The organism is Luteolibacter flavescens (genome assembly GCF_025950085.1).
GTDB classification, from domain to species: Bacteria; Verrucomicrobiota; Verrucomicrobiia; order Verrucomicrobiales; family Akkermansiaceae; genus Haloferula; species Haloferula flavescens.
The window spans coordinates 50,772-74,392 of the sequence record NZ_JAPDDS010000016.1; the positions used below are offsets into that span (position 1 = coordinate 50,772).

A 23,621-nucleotide genomic window follows, 5' to 3' on the forward strand; every position below is an offset into this window, starting at 1 on the left:
CCACGAAGAACCAAGCGCCATGAACATCGAAGCCACCATGCGACACTCGCTCCTGACCACGGCGCTCCACATGACGTGGGGCATGTCCGTGCTCATGATGCAGGCGAATGCGGACATCCTGCGTGGTGGTGGAGGCAGCGGCGGTGCGGCACCACCGGCGGCGAGCGCGACCCCATCCGGCGGCACCACTCCCTCGGTGACGAATCAGGCGCGGACGAATGCGCAGGATTCGCTGGCGCGGACGACCCAGGCGATCGCCGCGGTTCGCGCGATGCAGCTCGCCGCCCGCAACAACGCGGTGAACGGGCCGAACAACCTCGGCAACCACCCGGGAACCGGAGCGCCGCTGCCCAATGTGCCAAACGGCCTCGGCCAAGGCGGCCTCCAGGTGCATGGCAATGTCGCCACCGATGCCTCGTGGTGGCAGGGTGCAGAGCTGCCAACCCAGACCACCGACAGCAGTGGGACGAAGGTGACCATCAAGCAGACCGCGCAGCAGGCGCTGCTGAATTGGGAGACCTTCAACGTCGGCAAGGACACCACGCTCACCTTTGACCAATCCGCGGCTGGATCGGGAGCGAACCAATGGATCGCCTTCAACAAGGTCAACGATCCCCTCGGCAATCCCACGCAGATCCTCGGCACCATCAAGGCGCAGGGACAGGTCTATGTGATCAACCGCAACGGCGTGATCTTCGGTGGCTCGAGCCAGGTGAATACCGGGGCGCTGACCGTGTCCGCGCTGCCGATCAATGACGAGCTTGTCGCGAACGGCCTGCTCAACAATCCGACCCAGGCATTCCTCTTCAATGGTCTCGGCCAGGGCGACATCGGCGACGTCACGGTCCAGGCCGGAGCGCAGATTAAGACATCCGTCTCCGCGGATGGGAATGGTGGCCGCATCTTCCTCGCGGGGGCGAACGTGACGAACGATGGCACGCTCTCGTCTCCTTCCGGGCAGGTCATCCTTGCCGCGGGATTGCAGGTCGGCGTGGTGGCTCACAATACGGCGGACCCTTCGCTGCGCGGACTCGATGTCTTCGTGGGCGCGGTTGTGGATCCTGCGTCCGCGCTTTCGCCGTATGCTGGCACGGTCACGAACAATGGCCTGATCGAGATCGCGCGTGGCAGCACCTTGCTCACGGGGAAAACCATCGCGCAGAATGGCGCGATCGACAGCACCACCTCGGTCTCGCTGAACGGACGCGTGGACCTGCTGGCGAACTACGATGCCGTTAGTAATCCCGGCTTCGTCGCGTCGAATCCGAATACCGGCAGCGCCTTCGCATGGCGATCGACCGGGAACATCACGCTCGGTGAGAATAGCGTGATCCGCATCCTCCCGGAGCTGACGAGCACCGCCACCTCCATCGGCACGGAGCTTGCGCTGCGCTCGCAGATCAATCTCCAGGGGAAGAACATCCACCACGCGCAGGGCTCCATCCTGCTCGCGCCGAATGCGAAGGCCTCGATCCAGGCGGGCACGTGGGCATTCCTCAATTCCACCACGCTGCCGACTTCGAATTTCGTCTCCACCGGCGGCCAGGTCTTCCTCGACCATGGCTCGGTGATCAATCTGGCGGGCACGACCGATGCCCTCGCCTCGGTGCTCCAGAATATCATCGAGCTCGAGTTGCGAGGCTCGGAGCTATCGGTGGCACCGGTCCAGCGCGAGGGCGAGCTTCGCGGGGAGACTATCGTCGTCGATCTCGGGAAGACCGGCACCTATGATGGCCGGCAGTGGGTGGGCACGCCGCTGGCGGACCTTATCGGCTACCTCGGTCTCGTGCAGCGGGACGTCGCGCAGCTCACGACGGCAGGCGGCACGCTCACGATTTCCGCGGGCGATGCGGCGGTGGTGCGCGACGGCTCGGTCATCGATGTGTCCGGCGGCTGGACGAATTTCAAGGGCGGCACCGTTGCGACGACGCGAGTGGTCAGCAATGGCCAGATCGTCGATATTTCCCAGGCGACGCCGGATCAGGTTTACTCCGGGATCTACACCGGGAATTCATCGGTCGCGCACTCGAAGTGGGGAGTGGTGGAGAAGTTTAGCCGTGCCCTCGCCCCGGCAGGCACGCGCTATCAGGAAGGCTACACGCAGGGTGCGAATGCGGGCTCCGTCACGATCACGGCCCCGGCCATCGTGCTGGATGGCTCGCTGCGCGGAAACACCGTCGCGGGTGAAAACCAGATCCGCAACCAGCCCGGATCGAGCGCCTTGCCAAAGGCCGCCACCCTCGCGCTGCATTTCCGCGGCCGGGAAAATCTCGCGCCGAATTACTTCGTCACTTACCCGGACGGGCTCGACATCGTCTTCAAGGAAGGCGTGGAGCAGGATGACGTGCCGGACTTCGCGCTGGATGCGAATGGCAACGCGGTGGCGCTGCCCGACGCGCGGAAGAACGAGGTCTTCCTCTCTCCCGGTCTGCTGACGTCGAGCGGCTTCGGCCATCTCGCGGTCACGAATGAGAACGGCACCATCACCGTGGCCGAGGGCCAGCACCTGACGGCATCGCCGGGTGGCTCGATTTCTCTAACAGCATCGAACATCGACATCCTCGGCAACGTCACCGCCGCGGGAGGATCGCTGTTCTTCACCGCGCTGAATGCCTCGCCCTACGATGTCGCCGTTGGCCTGTCGCAGAATCCACCGGTGGCCCCGCCGATCAGGCCGGGCCGAGGGATCTTCACGCTGGCCGAGGGTGCCACGCTGAGCACGGCGGGGCTCGTCACGGACGACCGCTTCGCTTCCTCCTATGCGACGCCTGCGATCGCCGACGGAGGCAGCATCCGCATCGAGGCCTACTCGGCGGATCTCGGCAGCGGCAGCCTCGTGGATGTGTCCGGCGGCTACGCGATGAATTCGGATGGCAGAGGCCGCTACGGCAATGCCGGCTCGATTTCCATCCTCACCGGCAAGGACCCCGGCGTGAGCTCAAATCTCGGCGGCACCCTTCACCTCGGTGGTGCCCTGCGCGGGATCTCAGGCGGGAAGGGTGGCACGCTCACCCTGCAAGCCGGTGCCATCCAGGTGGGCGGTGCTACCGCGCCTGCGGGCGTATATCATCTCGATCCGTCATTCTTCAGCGAGGGCGGCTTCACGAAGTTCAATATCCAGGGGCTCGGCGGTCCCGGTCTCACGGCGGTGAAGGTAGCGGAAAACACGCTGCTCACCCCGGTCGCGAAGCGCCTCGCGGCGGTGGCAAATTCGTCCGGTGGTGGATTGCGCCTCGGCGAGTATGCGGACGTGCATGGCCGCGATCCCGAGGTCTCCGAGCGCCAGGCGGTGAGCCTGAGCTTCACCTCGGACGGCGTGCGGGATGCGGCCACAGGCTTCCTGCTTCATCGTGGCGATGTCGTCATCGGCGAAGGCTCGGTGATCCGCACCGACCCGGGTGCCGCGGTCGAGGTGCGCGGCAGCACGGCCACGGTGCTCGGGTCCATCCTCGCGCCCGCAGGATCGATCCGCGTCTCGGGAAGTTCTAACTCCGGCAATGTCTTCGGCGATCCGAACCAAGCCGTCGCCACCACCTTCCTCGGTTCGCACAGCGTCCTCTCCACCGCGGGCACCGTGGTGCTGAGGCCGGATGCCTACGGTCGTCGCATCGGCAGCGTGCTGGGCGGAGGAAGCATCAGCGTCTCCGGGAATCTCGTTGCAAGCGCGGGTGCGGTGCTCGATGTCTCGGGCACCAGCGGCGTCCTCGACGTGGACCCCGCGTACACCACGACCCCGTCTAATCCGGTCCCGACGACCGGCCTGACGAATCGCCCGCGGATTCGCCAGACCGTGCCGGTGCAGGTGGATAGCAATGCCGGCTCGATCACGCTGACTGGCGGCCAATTTCTCTTCTCCGATGCCACCCTGCGGGGCAATGCCGGTGGGGCATCGGCTTCCGGTGGATCGCTGTCCATTTCGTCGGGGCGCTTTTACACCAGTGCGGACGTGCCTTCCCCGGCGGATGTCACGCTGACCATCACCCAGTCGGGGCCGGTCATCGGAAGCTCGCTTTCTAACAATTCAATCGGCCAAACCATCACCGGCACTCTCGGCTCCGGTCATGGATTCTTCGCGGTGGATTCGTTCCAGAGCGGCGGCTTCGATTCGCTCGCGCTCGGCGGCGTGGTCAGGACGAGCGGCGCGGTGACCATCGATGCCCGCGGTCAGGTCAGCCTCGGCAACCAGGGGATTCTCTTCAATGACTCCGCCCTTACCGTGAGGGCGGGTGCTGTCTCCATCGGCATGCCATTCCGCCCGCCGCAATTGCCGACGGAAGAAGTCAGCCCGATCATCGTCAATGGCTCGCCCTTCATCATCCCGGCGACTTACGGCAGCGGCACGCTGGACATCGAGGCCCGCCACATCGACGTGGGCAGCCTGAGCCTCCAGGGCACCGGTCGTGCGAATCTGGTGGCGGAAGGCGGCGACGTGCGGGGCAATGGCACCTTCGTGATGGCGGGGGATCTCTCGATCCGTGCGGGCCAGATCTATCCGACCACGGCGAGCGAGTTCAATCTCATCGCCTACGATTACCAGAATGTCTCGGGCGCGCAGAAGGGCTCGATCACCATCACATCCTCGGGTTCGCGCAGCCTGCCATACTCGGCGGGCGGGAAGCTGGGCATCTATGCCTCCACGATTCATCAGGGCGGCGTGCTCAGGGCTCCCTTTGGCACCATCACGCTCGGATGGGATGGCTCCGGGACTGCGCCGCGCGATTGGTTCACCGGCACCGCGAGGCCGTTCCCGGTTACGTCGGATCTCACGCTGGAGTCCGGCAGCATCACGTCGGTCTCCAGCGTCGATCCGGTCACTGGCAAGGGCCTCGTGCTGCCCTATGGCTACAGCCCGGACGGCACGGTGTGGATCGATCCCCGCGGTGTGGACATCACGGCGGGTGGCCTGCCGGAGAAGTCGATCACGCTTTCCGGCGGGAACATCACCCAGGAGGCGGGCTCGTCCATCGACCTGCGCGGGGGAGGGGATCTCTACGCGGATCGCTGGGTGTCCGGCCTCGGCGGGCCGGTGGACATCCTCGCGAACACGGGGAGCTTTGCGATCATCCCGTCCTACGGGGCGGACTACGCGCCGTATGCCGCCTACAACGACTCCGCCGCGACCACGAATCTCATCGGCGGTGCATCGGGTTACACGAATTCCACGCTCGCGGTGGGTGATCGCGTCTACCTGCAGGGCAGCAAGACGCTCGCGGCAGGGTGGTACACGCTCCTGCCCGCCCGCTATGCGCTGCTGCCGGATGCCGTGCTCGTCAGCGCCAGCGATGCCGGTGGCTACGGCACGCTGGAGGTGCCCGGCGGTGCGAGCATCGTGAACGGCTATCGCTACAACTCGCTCAATGACGAGCGCGCTATGCCTGCGATCACGACGCGCTTCGAAGTCGCCTCGTCAAAAGTGGTCCGCCAACGCGCGCAGTATTTCGATTTCCTAGCGAATACCTTCCTCAAGCAAAGCGCGGCGACGCTGAATGCCCCGGCGCCGGTCTTGCCAACGGATTCCGGATACCTGCGCTTCCAGGCCACGCAGTCGATGGACCTCGCCGGTGCGGTCGCCTCTCAATCGATCAGCGGCGGACGCGGGGCATCCATCGACATCAGCACGCAGCTCGATACCTTCATCTCGAATGGGACGACCAGCGGCGGGCCCGGTGTCATCACCTTGGACTCTGCCGCGCTGAATGCCTTCGGCGCGGAAAGCCTGCTCATCGGCGGCACGCGCAGCCGCAATGCCGATGGCACCTCCACCGTCACGGTCTCCAGCGGGAAGATCACGGTGGACAATGCGGGCGCTCCGCTGGGTGCGGAGGACCTGATCCTCGCGGCGAAGAACCAGCTCGTCCTCGCCGCAGGCGCGAAGCTGGTCTCGACCGGCGACCGCACGTCCGGCGCGGATACGCTGCGGATCACCGGAGATGGCGCGCTGGTCCGCGTCTCGGGAAATCCTACGGCCACCGTACTTCGCAGTGGTACCACTTCCTCCGCCACGCCGCTGCTCTCCATCGGTGCCGGTGCGGGCATCACGGGTGGTGGGATCATCCTTGACTCAACTGCTGGCCTTTCGCTGGACGGGACCGCTTCGCTTTCCGCGGAGAGCTATACCTTTGGCGCGGGCCGTATCAGCGTGATGCTCGATCCTTCGCTTGCTGTCCCAGCCGGTGGCAGCCTGGTGCTGGACAATGATTTCCTCGCCACCTTTGGCACGGCTGCATCGCTGGGCCTGGTCAGCTATTCGTCCATCGACCTGCACGGTGCGGGTCAGTTCGGCTCGCCAGCATTGAAGAGTCTCACGCTCGGCGCTTCGGAGATCCGGGGTGTCGGCCAAGGGGCGGGCACTGCCCGCATCGTCGCGAATGACGTGCTGCTGCACAATCCGAACGCCGCCACCGCAGGAACGCCAGGCACGGCATCGGGCTCGCTGGAGATCTCCGCCGCGACGATCCGCCTCGGCAGCAACCAAGTCGCGCTGAACCATTACTCCAATGTCCGCCTCACCGCGACGCGCGGCATTCTCGGCGAAGGCACCGGCGGGCTCAGCGCACAGGCCGGGCTCACGCTCGATACGCCGCGCCTGACCGGTGCCGCGGGTGCCGTGCGCACCATCACCGCGGGCGGAAATCTGGCACTCGTGTCCACCACCGGCAGCAATCCTGCAGGCGGATTGCTCGCGGGCGGCGCGGGGTCCACGCTCACGCTCACGGGTTCATCCATCGCGGCAGGGAGCGAGGTGCTGTTAGAGAGTGGCAATCTCTCGCTGCGTGCGACGACCGGCGATCTCGCCGTGACCGGCAGGCTCGATGTTTCCGGTGGTCGCAAGGTCTTCGGCGATGCCGTGCGCTACTCGTCAGCCGGGAATATCCGCCTGACCGCTTACGCGGGCAATGTGACCGTGGCATCGGCAGCCACGCTGGATCTCTCCGCTCACGCCGGCGGCGGGAATGCGGGCACGCTGGCAATTTCGAATCCGAACGGGAACTTCACGCTCGCGGGCACCCTGCTTGGCAGCGGTGGCAGTGGAGGGATGGATGGCAGCTTCTCGCTCGATACCTCGGTGCTGCCTTCCTTGTCGGGCCTCGCCGCCAGTTTGAGAAATGCATCCTTCACGGGTTCGCAGGATTTCCGTGTCCGCAGTGGCGACGTCACGCTCGATGGGCTCTCGGTGGCGCGGGACTTCGTGCTCTCCGCGGATCGTGGCGGCATCACCGTCACGGGCACTGTCGATGTCTCGGGTGCGACGGGTGGCAGTATCCGTCTCGCGGCCAATGGGGATCTAGTCCTTGCGGCGGGATCGCGTCTCGATGCCTCCGGCGATGATTTCAGCAATGCGGGCAAGGGCGGCGCGATCACGCTGGAAGCCGGATCCTCGCGCGATGGCGCGGCGGGACCGGGCGCGCTCACCTTGCGCAGCGGCTCCTCGATCGACCTCTCCGTGGCTGCGAACAACGCGGGCAGCGCCGCGCAAGGGAAGTTCACGGGCAAGCTCCACCTCCGCGCGCCACAGATCGCGGGCGATATGGCGGTGACCTCGCTGGACTCCACCGTGACCGGTGCCTCCTCGATCCTCGTCGAGGGCTACAAGATCTACGATCTCACTAGTACCAACGGGACAATCACCACCGCGGTCCAGAACGAGATCAAGGCTGACGGGGAGAGCTTCCTCGGTGCCGCAGGCACGGCCAGCGCCGCCTACATCTCGATCTCCAATCGACTGCTGGCGAACAACGCGGGCCTCGCCTCAGTTCTCGTGCTCGCGCCCGGAGCGGAGATCGTGCACCGCACGGGCAATCTCACGCTTGGCACCAGCACCTCCACGAACACCTCGGACTGGAACCTCGCGAACTACCGCTTCGGCGCGAAGGGCGCGGCAGGCGTGCTGACCCTGCGGGCTGCTGGAAACATCACGCTCTTCAATGCGATCAGCGACGGCTTTGTCTCCAGCGCCTACAATTCACTGCTGCTACCGGACAATGCCACGCTGCCGGTGAATACCCGCAGCTACTCGTATCGCTTCGTTTCCGGTGCGGACCTCGGTGCCGCCGACCATGGACGGACCCTCGCGCTGGATGCCCTCGCTGCGGGCACCGGTTCGCTGCTGCTGGGCAAGAACAACACGAACAACTTCTCCAACAGCAACGGCTCCACCAACAACCCGGGCAACAACGCGACGACCGCGCTCGCCGTGGGGAACCGCTTCCAGGTGATCCGCACCGGCACTGGCGACATCGACATCCGCGCGGGCCGCAGCGTGCAGTTGCAGAATCACTTCGCGACGATCTACACCGCGGGAACGGTGGTCGCGGACCCTACGATGGGCGGCACCTTCGACCTGCCCATCCTCGACCAGACGGGCGGGAATATCACGCTCGGCGCGATCCAGCAGAGCCCGTCCTATCCGGCGCAGTACACGATGGCGGGCGGCGATGTCTCGATCTTCGCGGGGCTGGACATCGAGCACATCTCGCGGACGAACCAGAACGTGCCGATCGCGGACTCGCAGCGCCAGCTTCCAAACAACTGGCTCTACCGCCGTGGCTACGTCGATCCTGTCACGGGGCAATTCGGCACGTCGCGCTTCGGCGATACCGCCTCGACCACGTGGTGGGTGGACTTCAGCAATTTCTTCCAAGGCGTCGGTGCCCTCGGTGGCGGCGACGTGAGCCTCGTCGCCGGTCACAACGTGAACAACGTGGATGCCGTCATCCCGACGAATGCCCGCATGCCGAAGGGAACGCCGAATGCGGCGAATCTTGTCGAGCTCGGCGGCGGTGACCTGATCGTGCGAGCCGGGAACAACATCGATGCCGGCGTTTACTACGTCGAGCGTGGTCGGGGCACCCTCGATGCCGGAGGCAGCATCGTCACGAATGCCACGCGCTCTCCGTCCATCCCGCAGCTCAGCGGCGCGGCGAATACCTTTGACCCGCACACGTGGCTGCCGACGACGCTCTTCCTCGGCAAGGGCGGCTTCGAGGTCACCGCGCTCGGCGACCTGCTGCTCGGCCCCGTCGCGAACCCCTTCCTGCTGCCTCCGGGAGTGAACAACACGTATTGGCTGAAGTCCTACTTCAGCACCTACTCGCCGGAGAGCAGCGTCAGCGTTTCCTCGGTCGGTGGCTCCGTCACCTTGCGGAATGGCACCACGCTGCCGGTCTCCGGGGCGGGCAGCTCGACGAATATCCTCTACGCGTGGATCGACCGGCAGCAGGTCCTCCGCACCACGCCGGCCTCCGCATCGTACTACCAGCCGTGGCTGCGCATCGCGGAGACTTCCGCGGCGCCTTTCAGCACGCTCGTATCGCTGTTGCCGCCGACGCTTGATGTGACGTCCTTCAGCAGCGACATCAATCTCGCGGGGAATGTGACGCTTTTCCCGTCCGCCACGGGCAATCTCGAGTTGCTCGCCGGGGGCGCGATCAATGGCCTCCAGCGCAATGGTCGCGTGACCTTCAATGGCACCAGCACCTCGTGGGGCAGCTCGCGCATCAATGTCTCGGATGCCGATCCCGATGCGATCCCGGGGATCACGTCGCCGTATGGCTACACCGCGCTCGTCGGCTTCGACCAATCGCTGGCCCGCTCGACCCGCAGCGGCTTCCTCGACTTCGTGAACAAGCTCTTCCGCGAGACCGGTGCGACGCAGGGTTCGCAGGCCATCCTGCAGGTAAAGCAGGCGCTCCACGATGCGGGGCTGCTGCATCGGGACGACGAAGAGCCGGTGCGCCTGTATGCGGGCTCCGGAGATATCTCCGGTCTCACGCTTTTCTCTCCGAAGGAAACGCTGGTCTATGCGGCGCGAGACATCGTGGACGTGTCGCTCTATCTGCAAAATGTCCGCGCGTCCGACACGAGCGTGGTGGCCGCGGGCCGCGACATCATTCCGTCGAATGCGAATTCACTGCTGAGGCTCCTAGCCAATGCCGCGGGCAACGTGGTGAACAACGACAGCTCCGCGAATGCTGGCGACATCCAGATCTCCGGACCGGGGACGCTGCAGGTGCTCGCAGGCCGCACGCTCGACCTGGGAACCGGTGCGGAGCTCGCCGACGGAACCGCGGCGGGCATCACCAGCATCGGGAATGCGCGCAATCCCGCGCTGTCCGCGACGGGGGCAGGCCTGATCGTCGGCGCGGGTGTCAGTGACGCTACGTCGCTGGTGGACAGTTCGCTCGATTTCGCGGCCTTCATCGCGCAATACGTCGATACCGCCGAGGGTGCGGCCTACCTCAAGGAGCTGGCTCCGGGGGTGAATTTCGCATCGCTCGACGCGGAGAATCAGGCGCGTCTCGCGCTCGGTGTCTTCTACCTCATCCTCCGCGATGCGGGCCGCAACTATGCGGAGGATGGCAACTATGACACCGCGCTCGCGGCCATCAAGGTGCTGATCGGTGAGAACCGGGCACCGGGAGACATCCTCACGCGTGGACGCAGCATTCGCACGACCCGTGGCGGCGCGATCAATCTCATCACGCCCGGCGGTGGCCTCACGCTGGCGAATACCGCGATCGGAAATCCGCAGTCGCCTCCGGGCATCATCACGGAGAGCGGCGGGGACATCTTCACCTACGCGAACAACGACGTGAACATCGGCATCGGCCGCATCTTCACGCTGCGGGGTGGCAATCAGGTGATCTGGTCCACAAAGGGCGATATCGCCGCGGGCTCATCCTCGAAGACGGTGACGTCAGCGCCGCCGACCCGCGTGCTCATCGATCCCCAGAGCGCCGCCGTGCAGACGGACCTTGCGGGCCTCGCGACCGGCGGTGGCATCGGTGCCCTCGCCACGGTGGCGGGCGTGCCGCTTGGCGACGTGGATCTCATCGCTCCGGAAGGAACCGTCGATGCGGGCGACGCGGGCATCCGGGTCTCGGGCAATCTCAACATCGCGGCGAACCAGGTGCTCAATGCCGGCAACATCGCCGTCGGCGGCTCCAGCGCCGGAACACCGGCTGCCCCGTCCGCGCCGAGCGTCTCCACCGTGACCAATGCCTCCACTGCCGTGGCCGCTGCCGGGGAAACCGCGACGGCTCCGCAGCAAACCGCGCCGACTCCCGAGAACGAGCCCGTGGTGGAAGAGATCGAGACGGTTGTGACCGTCGAGGTGCTCGGCTATTCCGATGACGACGACGAGGAGGAAGAGGACGGAGAGGAAGATTCGCAGTGAATGAAAGCTCCACCGCGAGGCTGCCGTGCCGGTGGCCTCGCGGCGTCTTCAGATCTGATAGGCCATTTCCGGAGTCCGGTAGCTGTCCGTCGGGGGCGTCGTCTTCTGGGGCCTGGCAGCATGCTTGAGCACGCTTGTGGCGGTCTCGGCGGCACGCAGGCGCAGCTCCGGTACGGCGGTGCATTCCCAGTAGCGGGCGCGCAGCATCGGGCCGACGTAGTAGATGCCGCCGATGACCGAGCCGTCTTCTTCCACGAGCCGGAAGTCGGATGAGGTGTCCACGCCCAGGCCCAGCTCGTCCTCGCGGATCCAGCCCTTGCCGAGCAGGTCGTCCAGCAGCGGGCTGTTAGAGCCTGCGAGGCGCGCGGTGAATCCGGTGGCATTGATCACGCGGTTGAATTCACGGCTGCTGCTGCCGGTCGCCGGGCTGGTCCATTCCGCGAGGTAACGTCCGCTTGGCAGGCGCTCCAGCTTTGCGATGCCGCCGCGGTGGCGTTCGAGGATTCCAGCCTGTCGCATGCGCTCGACGGCCTCCATGACCGCGGGGGCGATGCGGTGCCGCACGGCTTCCCAGTAGGGCTTGATGTGCCTCTTGAAGCGCCGGCGCTCGCGACCGGGCAGCGCGGCCCAGATGCTGGAGGTGACGGGGCGCAGCGCATTGATCACGTCGCGCCAATCCATGCCCGCGGCCTGCGCTTCCCGGATGGCATCGCGGACCCGGCGGCAGAGGCGGGTGACCTTCATCGGCTCGCGCGCCAGTTGTTCGCGGAAGCCCTGGGCATCGAATGCCGGGCCTCCGGCGGCGGCATGCGGCACGTGGCTGGCAGGCAGCAAGCCGCGGCGGGAGATCGCGACGATCTTCCCGCGATGGCCGCGTGCGGAGAGCTCCGCCAGCACGTCCATGCAGGTCAGGCCGGTGCCCACGATCAGCACCTCATCGTCCGGGCGGACTTCATCGAGGGCGTTGGATTGCCATGGGTCCGCCATCGCGGGCCACTCTTGTCCGGCGGGGAAATTCTCACGGCCCGGCGGTGTGCCGATCGCCAGCACCACGGCCTCCGCCTGCAGCGCGCCGCCATTCGTGCTCAGCACCTGGAAGTCGCCGTCGTGGCCATCGATGCGCTCCACCTGCTCGGTGCGGACCTCCAGCCGGGCGCGGGAGTAGAGCGCCGCATCCTTGAGGATGTCGCCGAGGTATTCGCCATACCAGGTGCGCGGGGCGAAGTCGCTGGCGGCGACCTGGCGGCCCTTGCGCGCGCACCACTCGTGGAAGTGCCCCGGGGACTCGGGGAAGGCGGACATGCCACCGGCAGGCACATTCAGCAAGTGGGTCAGGCAGCGAGTGCCGTAGGCCACGCCACGGCCTACGTCCGGCGCGGCCTCGTAGAGCACCACGCGGGTGTCCGGCCCGCACTCGCGCAGCAGATGTACGGCAGTCATCGTACCTGAGAATCCCGCGCCCACCACGGCGAAGGTCCTCAGCCCCGCCTCGGCATTCACCGTGGCGTCCACGTCGTAGCAGCGCTGGATGCTGGTGCCGGAGTGCGTGAGATTCACCCCGTAGACGTGGATGGAGACCGTGGGCGTCATGTCGTCATTCGACACCTGGTGGATGTCGCCCGGAGGGTGGAGGAATTCCACCTCGCCGCGATAGCACACGGAGCTCTTGCCCGCCACGAGGCGTCCCTTCGCATCGCGCGTCCACAGCGTCTCCACCTCGCGGCCTCGCCATACGCCGAAGCAGCACCAGCAGCGGTGATCGTGCACGGGCGTGCGGTGACCCGGCAGCCAGATCAGCGCGGCGATGGAAAAGCGTCCCGCGGGATCGACGTGGAGGATCTCCTGCCGGTAGGTGGCGAAGGGTGCCGCGGGCAGCTCACCGGTGATCAGGTCGTCATCGGACAGCGCGCGTTGCAGCGCGGACTTGATGTTGCCCTCGGCCCACTCGGCCGCGCCATGGCTTCTGTCCAGCGCTGCGGAGATCTCCTCCGCCAGCTTGGCGATCCCTGGTCCCACACAATCCGGTGACGCGAATGCGGTTGGCATTCCTTCCTATCCCTTCCTCGAAGTGGGAATTCAATGGGCAAATCAAACCTGAATAAAAGGAGTATTTCAGTAAGGATTAAAGGAGCGTTTTTCCCGTAAAATGGCCGATTTTGCGAAGTGATTCTTCTGGCCATTGCTGGATACCCCATTTGGTCGGCGAATAATCCCACAAAACGATAGGAATAAGGGGCCTCAAGAAGAGTGGTGGAGAATCATGCGGACCTGAAGGTGCCGAAGTATGATCGCCGAGTTCCACAAGTGGTGGCGGCGCATGCGAGATACTTATGGGTGATGTGCGACCCCTCCCTTGGCAGGCACCACAACTGCTTTTGGTAAAGATCGCCTGACATCGAACGCGGATCCACTCCGTCCGATCACATTCCTTTCCTCGCAATGCTCTCTCTCATCCACCATGGCGCGGTGATCTCCCGGATCGCCGAAGTGGAGCCTGCCCGTCCGGAACTCTGGACCCGCGGGCAGATCGTCTATTTCACCATCGATGCGCCTCGCCTCGGCGACGACGTCGAGGATGCATTCCTCGTGAATCGCGCGGGCTTCGTGTGGCATGTTGAGGTCCTCGCCTCGGGTCCGCCCCGCGACTCGGCTTCCCCTGCGATGGCGGGAGTCATCGTGCGCATCCTGCGGAAGACGGAAGCGACTCCGGCGCTGATGCATCTGGTCGGCAGCGGACAGGCTCCGACCCTCGTGAGCATTCCCGCGATCTACGGTGGGGACGAGATTGCCGCGAAGGCTTCTTGAAGGAACGCCGAACTGGTCAGTCGGCGCGGAGAAGATTCTGGCGGGCTTGAGCGAGGGTCTGGAGCATTTCGCTCTGGCCTTCGACGATAAGCAGCGATCCGCCGATCTGCTTGGAGATGCGGTCGAGTTTCATCGGCGGCATGGTGGCGAAGGTGAAGAATCTCTGACCGCTGACGGCGGACTCGGTGCGGTTCGCGAGCTTGCCGGTCGTGGCAGCGACGAAATTCTCGAGCTGTTCGGGCTCGAGGAAGGTGGCGAGGCCGGCGACGAAGGCGGGGTCCTCGCAGGGATTCTCGGCGCCGAATTGGATGGGGCTCGCGCTACCGTCGATGTTCACCGGATTTTCCAGTGCGGTGAGATCCGGCCCGAAGTCGCGGCGCAGGGCCTCATACGTTTCCACCGGCATCACGCCGCGGGCGCAGGCATCACCGGCGAGGAGGATTTCCATCGCGGGGAGATTGTTTCCGGCGATGCGATCCAAGGCTTCGAGCTTCGATGCGGCGATCGCGCGGAGCTTTTGGAAACTGAGTGCCGCGAGTTTCTGCCGCTGCTCGATGGTGAGCTGGAGGTCGGGGCTCATCTTCGCGGTCAGGGGCAGGTATCCCTGTCGCTCATAGGCGGGGAGGATCTGCTCCGTCAGCATGGACTGGGTGCCGCGGGAAATCTGGATGGTCTGCTCGATGAGCGTCTGGGAAAGCGCGGTCTCTTCCACGCCATAGGTGGCTTCCAACCGGCGGCGCTCGACTGCGGCAGTGGAGCTGCTGGAGACCGTGCGGGTGCTGCTTTCGAATGCCGTGCTACCGAGGGCTCGTCGCCTTTGAGGTTCGGCGAATGCGGTGGCCTGGGGCGAAGGATCGTGCGGAAGCGGCGCAAACAAGGCGACCGCCGCGACGAACAGCAGAATGGTAGCCACGATGGCCACGGGTGACTGGAAGAAGGAAAGGATCAGCCCGACGATCCCGGAGGCCCCGGCCGTGGGTGCGGCGCGCAATGCCTGCGTGGCCAGGCCGGGCGCGAGCAATGCCGCCGCTTGCGCGTCGCTCGCAAATCCCGCGAGCAGGACAGCCCCGAGCGAGGTGCTCGTTGCAACACCGTGGCGGGAAAGCTGGTGGCGCAGCCGCTCCATCGCGCGGTCGATCCGCTTCTGCGCGGCGTCCACGCTGATGGCCATCACCTCGGCCACCTCGCGCACGCTGAGCGAGCGATAGTAGCGCAGCAGGATGGTCTCGCGATCCCGGGTGGAAAGCGCGCCGAGCGCCTGGTCCAGCACCGGCTGGATCTGCCGCCACGTGCTCGCCGGGGCGGGGGACGCGCCTGCGTTGAGATAGACGCCCAGGTTGCGCAGCTTGTTCGCCTCGCGTTTGCGGAGTTGCAGCAGGTTCTTCACCTGCATGCGGGAGGTGACGTGCAGCCAGCCGCCGAGCGAGTCGCGGCGGGAGAGGGAGGACGCCTTCCGCGCAAGGGTGATGAAGGTGAGCTGCGACGCCTCTTTGGCCATCGCATCGTCCGCCCCGGTGCGCTTCGCCGTCATGTAGACGAGACCGGCGTAGCGCTCGACGATCATGCGGAAGCCCGCTTCGGAATCGGTCTCCAGCCAGCTTGCGAGCAAGTGAGTATCAGAGGGTGCGTGCATCCTTCCTAGGTTCCAATCGGGGTAGTCCTACCGGTTTTCACCGCGGAGGACAGGAGATTATCGGCACCCGCTGAGCCGCATTTTCCACGCCAGCTTTCCGATGAATGTGAATCGCTTGGGTGGTCGGGATCGGGCGCTCGAAAGATTGTTGAAAATTTTTTGTCCGGTCTCTGCCGTGGCTCAACAGTGTAATGCGAAACCCCGGCTGGCACGGCGTCACGGCGCGGCCACCGGGGCCTGATGCGGACGGGCGCGTGCCCGGTCCTCGCCCCATGTGCAGGGCGTCCGGCTCCCCTGGATGGAGCTGTCACCCCGGTATCCCCGGAGAATCACGACGCCGTGCACCTGACGCTCACTGTCCCTTCCCATGCCCCTCAATCCATCAATCCCATGAAGTGCAAGTCCACGTATAAATTCCTAGCGGCACTCTTGCCGACGCTTCCCCTCGCCACCCTCCATGCCGACAACCTGCTCTGGTCGGACAACTTCGACGTGCCGGACTCCGGCAGCTTCGACCTCGCCGGCTTGGATGGCCGCTTCTCCGGTTTCCTGGCCGAGCAGGCGGTCGCGCGCTCAGCGGCCCAGCAGCACTCGATCGTCTCCGGCATGCTGAATCTCGCCGGTGGTGCCTCGGCGGCAGGCAACGGGCGCATCCGCTTCGAGCAGGCTCCGGGCGGGGCTCCGGTGATGAGCTTCGACTTCGCATCCGGGGATGCCCTGCCCTACATCCTCAGCGGTGGCGGGATCCGCGTGGAATTCGACGCCTACACCACGAACACCACTCTGAACGCGCCCTTCGCGACCGTGTGCATCGGCTTCCCCGCGATGAATCTCTACGCGGAGCCGACCGGCCAGCGCTCGTCAAACATCGAGACCGACTTCGCCGTCCGCCTGCGGAACAGCGGCACCAGCCAGATCGTGAAGAACGGCGCGCTGACGAATACCTCAAGCCACACGCCCACGATGGAAAAGCGCCGGGTGGTGGTGGACTACGGCTTCACCAGCCTCGCGAACGATAGCCCCGTCACCATGAATGTCCGGGTCAATGGCATGCAGGTGGTGCTCAATGAAACGCACAAGTGGACGAACAACTCGAACCAGTTGCTGCTGGAGATCGGCGAGGCGGTCAGCGGCTCGCGGATCGACAACCTGCAGATCTTTGACAAGAGCCCCCTGCGGCTGGAGATGAAGTTGACGGGAGAGTTCCCCTTCAAGTCCGACATCACGGCGGGCAGTGAGATCGGCACGCTGAGCGCCAGGCTGGGCGGCGTGACGGACAATGTCTCCTACGAGCTGGTGGCGGGCGAGGGGGACACGGACAATGCGAAATTCCAAATCAGCGGGAATTCCCTGCTCACCGCGTCCTACAGCTTCATCGGTGCGAATTCGACCGAAGGGCAGCAGTTCTCCGTGCGGGTGCGCGCGACCAGCACCACCGGCGGCGGAGCCACGGCGGACAAGGTGCTGCTGCTGGCCGTGACGAAGGAAGACGACTCGGACGGCCTGCCCGATGCTTGGGAAATCGCGAAGGCAGGGAACATCACCTCGCTTAGTGGCAATGGAATCGCGGACTTCGACGGGGACGGATTCACGGACCTAGAGGAATACGAGATCAGCCAGGGCACCTCGTGGCTCTACCCGACCGCGCTGCCGGCCCTGAATCCCGCGCTCGCCGACAGCGATGGCGACGGCCTGAACGACCGCGAGGAAGTGGAGCCCGGATTTGCACTCCCGTCGAATGCCCGCCCGCCGACGAATCCCACGCTGGCGGACACCGATGGCGACGGGCTGAACGACTTCGTGGAAACCGCGACCGGGACCTATGTCTCCCCGACGAACACGGGAAGCGACCCGCTGATGGTGGACTCGGATGGTGACGGTCTCAGCGACGGCTTCGAGGTGACCTACGTTGCCGACGGCTACCTCCCGACCCGCGACGACTCGCTGCTCGATACCGATGGCGACGGGCTCACCACCGCCCAGGAAGTCTCGCTGGGCACCAGCGTGGTCCTCACGGACTCGGACGGGGATGGATTGCGGGACGATGTCGAGCTTGCGGGCACGGCTGGATTGCGCCCGCCGACGAACCCGGCCAAGGCAGACACCGATGACGATGGCCTGAGCGACTTCGAGGAGTCGAATACCGGCGTCTATGTGAATGGCTCGGACACCGGCACGAATCCGGTGAAGAACGACACGGACGGTGACTTCATCCGCGACGGCATCGAGATCGCGGCAGGCAGCAATCCCTTCTCTGCAACCAGCCGCCCCGCCATTCCGGCCAGCGTGAAGATCGTCCCTCTGACCACGGACGCCAGCACCGGCATCAGCACGGCGAAGACCTACACGCACATGATCGCTCCGGGGAATTCCGTGATCATCAATGGCAAGTCCATTGCTCCCTACCACAACCCTCCACCGGTGCCGGTGCCCAATTTCACTTGGGCATCCTACACTCCGACGGGCGAAGTGGCGGACCGCCTGACCATGAGCAGCAATGGATCCTGGTTGCCCGCCGATGGCGGCGTGACGGGCACCGGGCTGAAGGAACTGCTGCGGGGATTCGCCTACTCGAATGGAGGAGCGGGCAACGGAGGCGCGGGACCCGGCAGCAAGCAGACCTTCACGCTGAGCGGACTGACCCCGGGACAATACTATGACCTGCGCCTCTATCAGCGGAGCTGGGTCGTGGATGGCTCCGGCTCCGGTCGTCCGATCGATCTGGTCTTCACGAATGGCACTGAAGTCGTGGCACCCTTCCAAGGGCTCGGCGCGGACCGTCCGGACGTGATGCTGCGCGGCGGCAACATGCATCAGGCGTATTATATCAGTTTCCGCTACTTCGCCCAGTCCACGAGCATGACGGTCGATGCCATCGTGCCACTTGGCAGCCCGGCGAACAGCGGCAGCTATCACTTCTACGGCCTGACCAACGAGGTGGCAGTACCGCCGAACCTGGCGATCACGTCCGTGCAGCGCGATCTGCAGGGGAACGTGGTGATCGACTTCGTCGGATCTCCGAACACCACCTACCGCGTCACGAAGTCTCCGGACCTCGCGACCTTCTTCGGTGAACTCACCACGCCCATGACCACGGTCACGAATGCGAGCGGGGTGGGCGAGGCGATCGTCCCGGCGTCCGAGGCATCGGAGGAGAAGGAATTCTACCGCATCGAGGACTGAGGCCCCTGGATGTCGGTTGATCGCAGGCCGGTGCGTCACAGCGCCGGCCTGCGTTTTCATTTTCCGGCGACGGCTTCAGTCCTCGGCAGGACTGGCGCTGGCCTGGAGATTCTCGGTCATGCATTCGAGGATGAGCAGGGAGCCGTCGGTTCGCTTGGCGAGGCGGCCCAGCTCGATCGGAGGCATCATCGCGAGCGAGGTGAATTGGTGCCTTGCCACCGCGTCCGCGGCCCGGGCATCGAGGCGTGCCTGCGTGGCGGCCACGAAGCTGGCATACTGGTCATCGCTGAAGACCGAGCGGAGCCCGGTCATGAAGGCCTCGTCGGAAAGCGGGTCCTCGGTGCCGAGTCGCACGAGTTCCGTCTCCAGATCGACCGGGTTTTCCAGCGCGGCGAGCTCCGGGCCGAGACTCGCCCTGAGACTTTCAAAGTTATCCTCCATGGAGAGGTCGCCGCGCGCGCACGCATCGCCCGCGAGAAGGAACTCCATCGCCGGGAGAGGATTCGTGCGGATCTGTTCCAGCGTCTCCTTTCGCGAGGAGACGAGCCGCTTCATGTGGTCGATGGTCAGGTCGCGGACCTCTCGCCGCTGCTGCGGGGTGAGATCGAGCCCGGCCACCTCCGGGAGCAGGGCATGGCGCTCGATGCCGGGCAGCACTCGCTCGGTCAGCAGGCTCTGGCTAGTGAGCGAGATGCGGATGCTCTGCTCGACGATGGCCTGCGAGAGCGCGGTGTTTTCGATGCCGTAGGTGGCTTCGAGCACACGGCGCTTTTCTCCCGCAGGAGAAAGCGGTCGCGCGCCAAGAGTGGCGGCGGAGGGTTGCCGGAGCGGAGCCTCGTTTCGTGCGATCTCCGATGATGCTGCATCGCCATCGCGAGTGATGACCTTCGTGACCGCCGCGAGCGCGAGCACGGCAACGGCGGTGAGCGCGGCTTCCTTGCACAGGAGCGAGCGGAGGAAAGCGGCGGCAGCGGGTGATCCTGCGGCAGCCGCGGATTTGAGCGCCCTCTCCGCAAACGCACCCGCCAGCGGGGCGGCGGCCTGCACGTCGCTGGCAAAGCCCGCGAGGAGCAGCGCTCCCAGCGATGTGCCCGCAGCGACGCCGTGGCGGGAGAGCTGGTGGCGCAGCCGCTCCATCGCGCGGTCGATGCGTTTCTGCGCTGCCAGCGCGGTGATGCCGAGGATGCCGGCGATCTCGCGCACGCTGAGGGTGCGATAGTACCGCAGCAGGATGGCTTCGCGGTCGTTCTTGGAAAGCCCGGCCAGCGCCTCGTCGAGCACCGGCATCACGCGGCTCCACGCTTCCGCCGGCCGGCCCTGCGGCGCGGTATTCAGATAGACGCCGAGGGTTTCCAGCTTGATCGCCTCGCGCCTCCGGTGCTGCAGCAGGTTCTTCGCCTGCATGCGGGAGGTGATGTGCAGCCACCCGCCGAGCGAATCGCGGGAGGAGAGGGAAGACGCCTTTTTCGCGAGCGTGATGAAGGTGAGCTGTGCCGCCTCCTCCGCCATGGAATCGTCCGCTCCCGCACGCTTCGCCGTCATGAAGACGAGCCCTGAGTAGCGCTCGACGAGCATGCGGAAACCGGCCTCCGAATCGGAGTCGAGCCAGCTTGAGAGCAAGTGGGCGTCTGATGGTGCGTGCATCCTACAAAGGGGGAAGTCGAAGCTATTTCCGGGGGAGTGGACAGGAGTTTTATCGCCCCTGCAGGGGTGCATTTTTCAGGCCAGCTTTCGCGGATGAAAATTTTGTGTCTCATCCGGTCTCCGGCCCGACAGTATATTGTGTGACCTGTGCCCATGCCGGGCGGAGGTCATATTCCACGGATCGGCCGACAGTCCCGGATGGGGCCGGCGATTCACTCCGGAGCTCTTCTTGTTCCGGTATCGCACCGCTTGCCCATGCTCCCTAAGAGCGTGGCCGTCATCCATGATGACGGGCGGGCACCTGGCTGCACCACGGCCCGGATCGCGCGATGCCGTCAAAGGGGAGGGGGCCGGATGGAATCCACTCCCGCCATGCATTTCCGCCTTCAGCCCCTCTTCCATTTCCATGAAGTTCAAGATCCTCGCCGCGCTTTTTCCCGCCCTGCCCCTCGCTCCGATCCACGCTGAAAACCTGCTGTGGTCGGATAATTTCGACGCGCCGGATTTCGCCAATTTCGATACTGCGGAAACCACCGGCCGCTTCAATGGCTTCCTGGTGGGGGATCTTGTCCCCCGCTCTGCGAACCAGCAGCATTCGATCTCGTCGGGGACGCTGAATCTCGCCGGAGCGCCCTTGGTCGTCGGCTCGGGGCGGCTGCGGTTTCTCGCCGCGCCTGTCGGTTCGCCGGCGAGGAGCTACGACTTCGCCGCAGGACGGGCGGGGGCGCACATCCTCAGCGGAGGCGGGGTGCGGGTGGAATTCGACGTTTACCCGACCAATACGACCTCGCTCAACGGGATCTCCATTTCCACCGGATTCCCGTCGTCCCATCTCGTGGCGGAGCCGACCGGCTCGCGGGCGACGAATGCGAACACTGACTTCGCGATCCAATTGGGAAACAGCGGCCGCATCAGCATCCAGCGGAACGGCCAGCTTCACACGGCGTATAACAATTCCGTGGGCGCGGTGGTGCCCCGTCGCGTGGTGGTGGATTACAGCTTCACCAGCTTCGAGGACGGCAGCCCGCTCTCCGTGTCGGCCACGGTCAATGGCGTCTCGGTAGTGAGCAATCGCACGCATACCTGGTCGAACAATTTCGGGCAATTCCTCATCGAGATCGGCGAGTCTTTCACCGGCACGCGGATCGATAACCTGAAGATCTATGACAAGAGCCCGCTGAGGATCGAGACGACGCTTTCCGGAGATGCCCTCTTCAAGTCGGACATCGCCACCGGCACCGCGATCGGCACGCTGGGCGCGCGCCTCGGCGGTCTGCCGGACCAGGCAAGCTATGAGCTCGTGGCGGGGGAGGGCGACGCGGACAACGGGAAATTCCAGATCACCGGCAATTCGCTGCAGGCGGGTGGATACAGCTTCATCGGCGCGAATTCCGCGGAGGGCCAGGTCTTCTCCCTGCGCGTGCGTGCGACCAGCGCGGACGGCCAGACGACCGGGGAGCGGGTGATCCTTCTCAAGGTGGAGAAGGAGGACGACTCGGACGGCCTGCCGGATGCCTGGGAAATCCGGCATGCGGGCAATATCACCTCGCTGAGTGGCAATGGAGTCGCGGACTTCGACGGCGATGGGCTGACGGACCTGGACGAATACCAGATCAGCCTGGGCATTGCGGATGCCTTCTTCGGGATCAAGCTGCCCGATCTCAATTCGGCGCTGGCGGACACGGATGGCGATGGCTTGAATGATCGCGAGGAACTGGAGCCGGGCTTCCGTCTCGCAGGCAATGTCCGCCCGCCGACGAATCCGACGATTGCGGATACCGATGGCGACGGTCTCTCGGATCATGCCGAGTCGGCCACCGGCGTCTATGTCTCGCCTGCGAACACCGGCACGGACCCCATCTACCATGATACGGACGGCGACGGGCTCTCGGATGCCTTTGAAACCGCCCACGTCAGCGAGGGCTACAATCCGACCCGGGATGACTCCGACCTCGATACCGATGGTGACGGCCTCACCACCGCGATGGAAATTTCCTACGGCACCAGCGTGCTGCTGGAGGACACGGACGGCGATGGCCTGCGCGACGACGAGGAAATCTATGGCAGCGCGGGACTGCGCCCGCCGACGAATCCCACCCTCGCGGACACCGACGGCGACGGCTTGAGCGACCTCGTGGAAACGAACACCGGAACCTACGCCAGCGCCTCGGACACGGGCACCAATCCGGCGAAGAACGATACGGATGGCGACTTCATCCGCGACGGTGTTGAGATTGCCGCAGGCAGCGATCCCTTCTCCGCGGACAGCCGCCCATCGGTGCCGCCGGGAGTGACGATGGTGCGGATAACGAGTGATGCCAGCACGGGGATGAGCACCGAGAAAACCTACACGCATCTCATCTCACCGGGCGTGGGTGCGACGGTGAATGGGGTGAATTTCTCCAGCTTCCGCCCAACCCAGCCTCCGGCGAATTTCTCCGCGATGGCCTACCTCCCCACCGGGCAATCCACCGATTTCTCGACGGGCAGCAATGCCAATTCGTGGCTCCTGACCGAGGGCGGAGTGACGGGTACCGGGATCGAGGCATTGCTCCGCGGCTACCTGCAGTCAAACGCAGGTGGCTCGGCCGGGAGTCGGCAGACTTACACGCTCACCGGACTGACGCCGGGGAGCTACTACGACCTTCGTATCTACCAGCGCAGCGGGAATCCCGAGTTCTCCGCCAGCGGGCGGCCGGTGGATCTGACTTTCACGAATGGCTCCGAGGTCGTCACCCCGTATCAAGGTCTCGGCGCGGATCGCCCGGACGTGATGCTGAGTGGGGGATCCGTCCACCAGGCCTACTACCTCAGCTACCGTTATCGCGCGCAGGGGACGAGCCTCACGGTGGACGCCGTGGTGCCCCCGGGTAGCATCCCCGGCAGCGGAGGCTATCAGCTCTACGCGCTGACAAATGAGGTCGTGGACATGACCGTCCTCGCCATCACCGGTGTCCGGAAGGACGCGGAGGGGAATGTGGTCATCGACTTTACCGGCAGTTCCTCGACCACCTACCGGGTGACCAGGTCGCCTGATTTGGCGACGCCTTTCGGTCCGCTGGCATTGCCCCTCACGGCGACGACGAATTCCGCAGGAGTGGGCCAGGCGATCGTCCCGGCCTCCGAGGCGTCCGAGGACAAGGAATTCTACCGCATCGAGGACTGAGGTTGAGACTCGCG

The 23,621-nt window shown here is 65.3% G+C and carries 7 protein-coding genes; 4 read left to right on the top strand and 3 right to left on the bottom strand.

The window, feature by feature from the left end:
- Positions 1–19 precede the first annotated feature (19 nt).
- Entirely contained in the window at positions 20–11,176 is an 11,157-nt protein-coding gene (locus tag OKA04_RS21335) for a filamentous hemagglutinin family protein (RefSeq protein ID WP_264503248.1), read from the top strand.
- A gap of 48 nt (positions 11,177–11,224) precedes the next feature.
- Here the strand turns inward: OKA04_RS21335 and OKA04_RS21340 are convergent, their stop codons facing one another.
- Complete coding sequence (locus OKA04_RS21340) at positions 11,225–13,192, bottom strand: FAD/NAD(P)-binding protein (protein WP_264503249.1); 1,968 nt, start codon at positions 13,190–13,192, stop codon at positions 11,225–11,227.
- A 423-nt stretch (positions 13,193–13,615) separates the two neighbouring features.
- Between OKA04_RS21340 and OKA04_RS21345 the strand changes: the two genes are divergently transcribed.
- Positions 13,616–13,981, top strand: coding sequence for a hypothetical protein (locus OKA04_RS21345; RefSeq protein ID WP_264503250.1), 366 nt, complete (start codon positions 13,616–13,618; stop codon positions 13,979–13,981).
- Between the two features lie 16 nt (positions 13,982–13,997).
- Here OKA04_RS21345 and OKA04_RS21350 read toward each other — a convergent pair whose 3' ends face one another.
- Positions 13,998–15,614, bottom strand: a complete 1,617-nt coding sequence (locus OKA04_RS21350) for an RNA polymerase sigma factor (protein WP_264503251.1) — start codon at positions 15,612–15,614, stop codon at positions 13,998–14,000.
- 390 nt (positions 15,615–16,004) lie between these two features.
- On the opposite strand from OKA04_RS21350, the gene OKA04_RS21355 reads away from it, so the two are divergent.
- Positions 16,005–18,797 (top strand): hypothetical protein, encoded by a 2,793-nt coding sequence (locus OKA04_RS21355; protein WP_264503252.1) that lies wholly within the window; start codon positions 16,005–16,007, stop codon positions 18,795–18,797.
- A 75-nt stretch (positions 18,798–18,872) separates the two neighbouring features.
- Here OKA04_RS21355 and OKA04_RS21360 read toward each other — a convergent pair whose 3' ends face one another.
- Positions 18,873–20,441, bottom strand: a complete 1,569-nt coding sequence (locus tag OKA04_RS21360) for an RNA polymerase sigma factor (RefSeq protein WP_264503253.1) — start codon at positions 20,439–20,441, stop codon at positions 18,873–18,875.
- Positions 20,442–20,847: 406 nt separating this feature from the next.
- Between OKA04_RS21360 and OKA04_RS21365 the strand changes: the two genes are divergently transcribed.
- The gene (locus OKA04_RS21365) at positions 20,848–23,607 is read left to right on the top strand and encodes an RHS repeat domain-containing protein (protein ID WP_264503254.1); all 2,760 of its coding nucleotides are present in this window, start codon (positions 20,848–20,850) and stop codon (positions 23,605–23,607) included.
- Positions 23,608–23,621 lie beyond the last annotated feature (14 nt).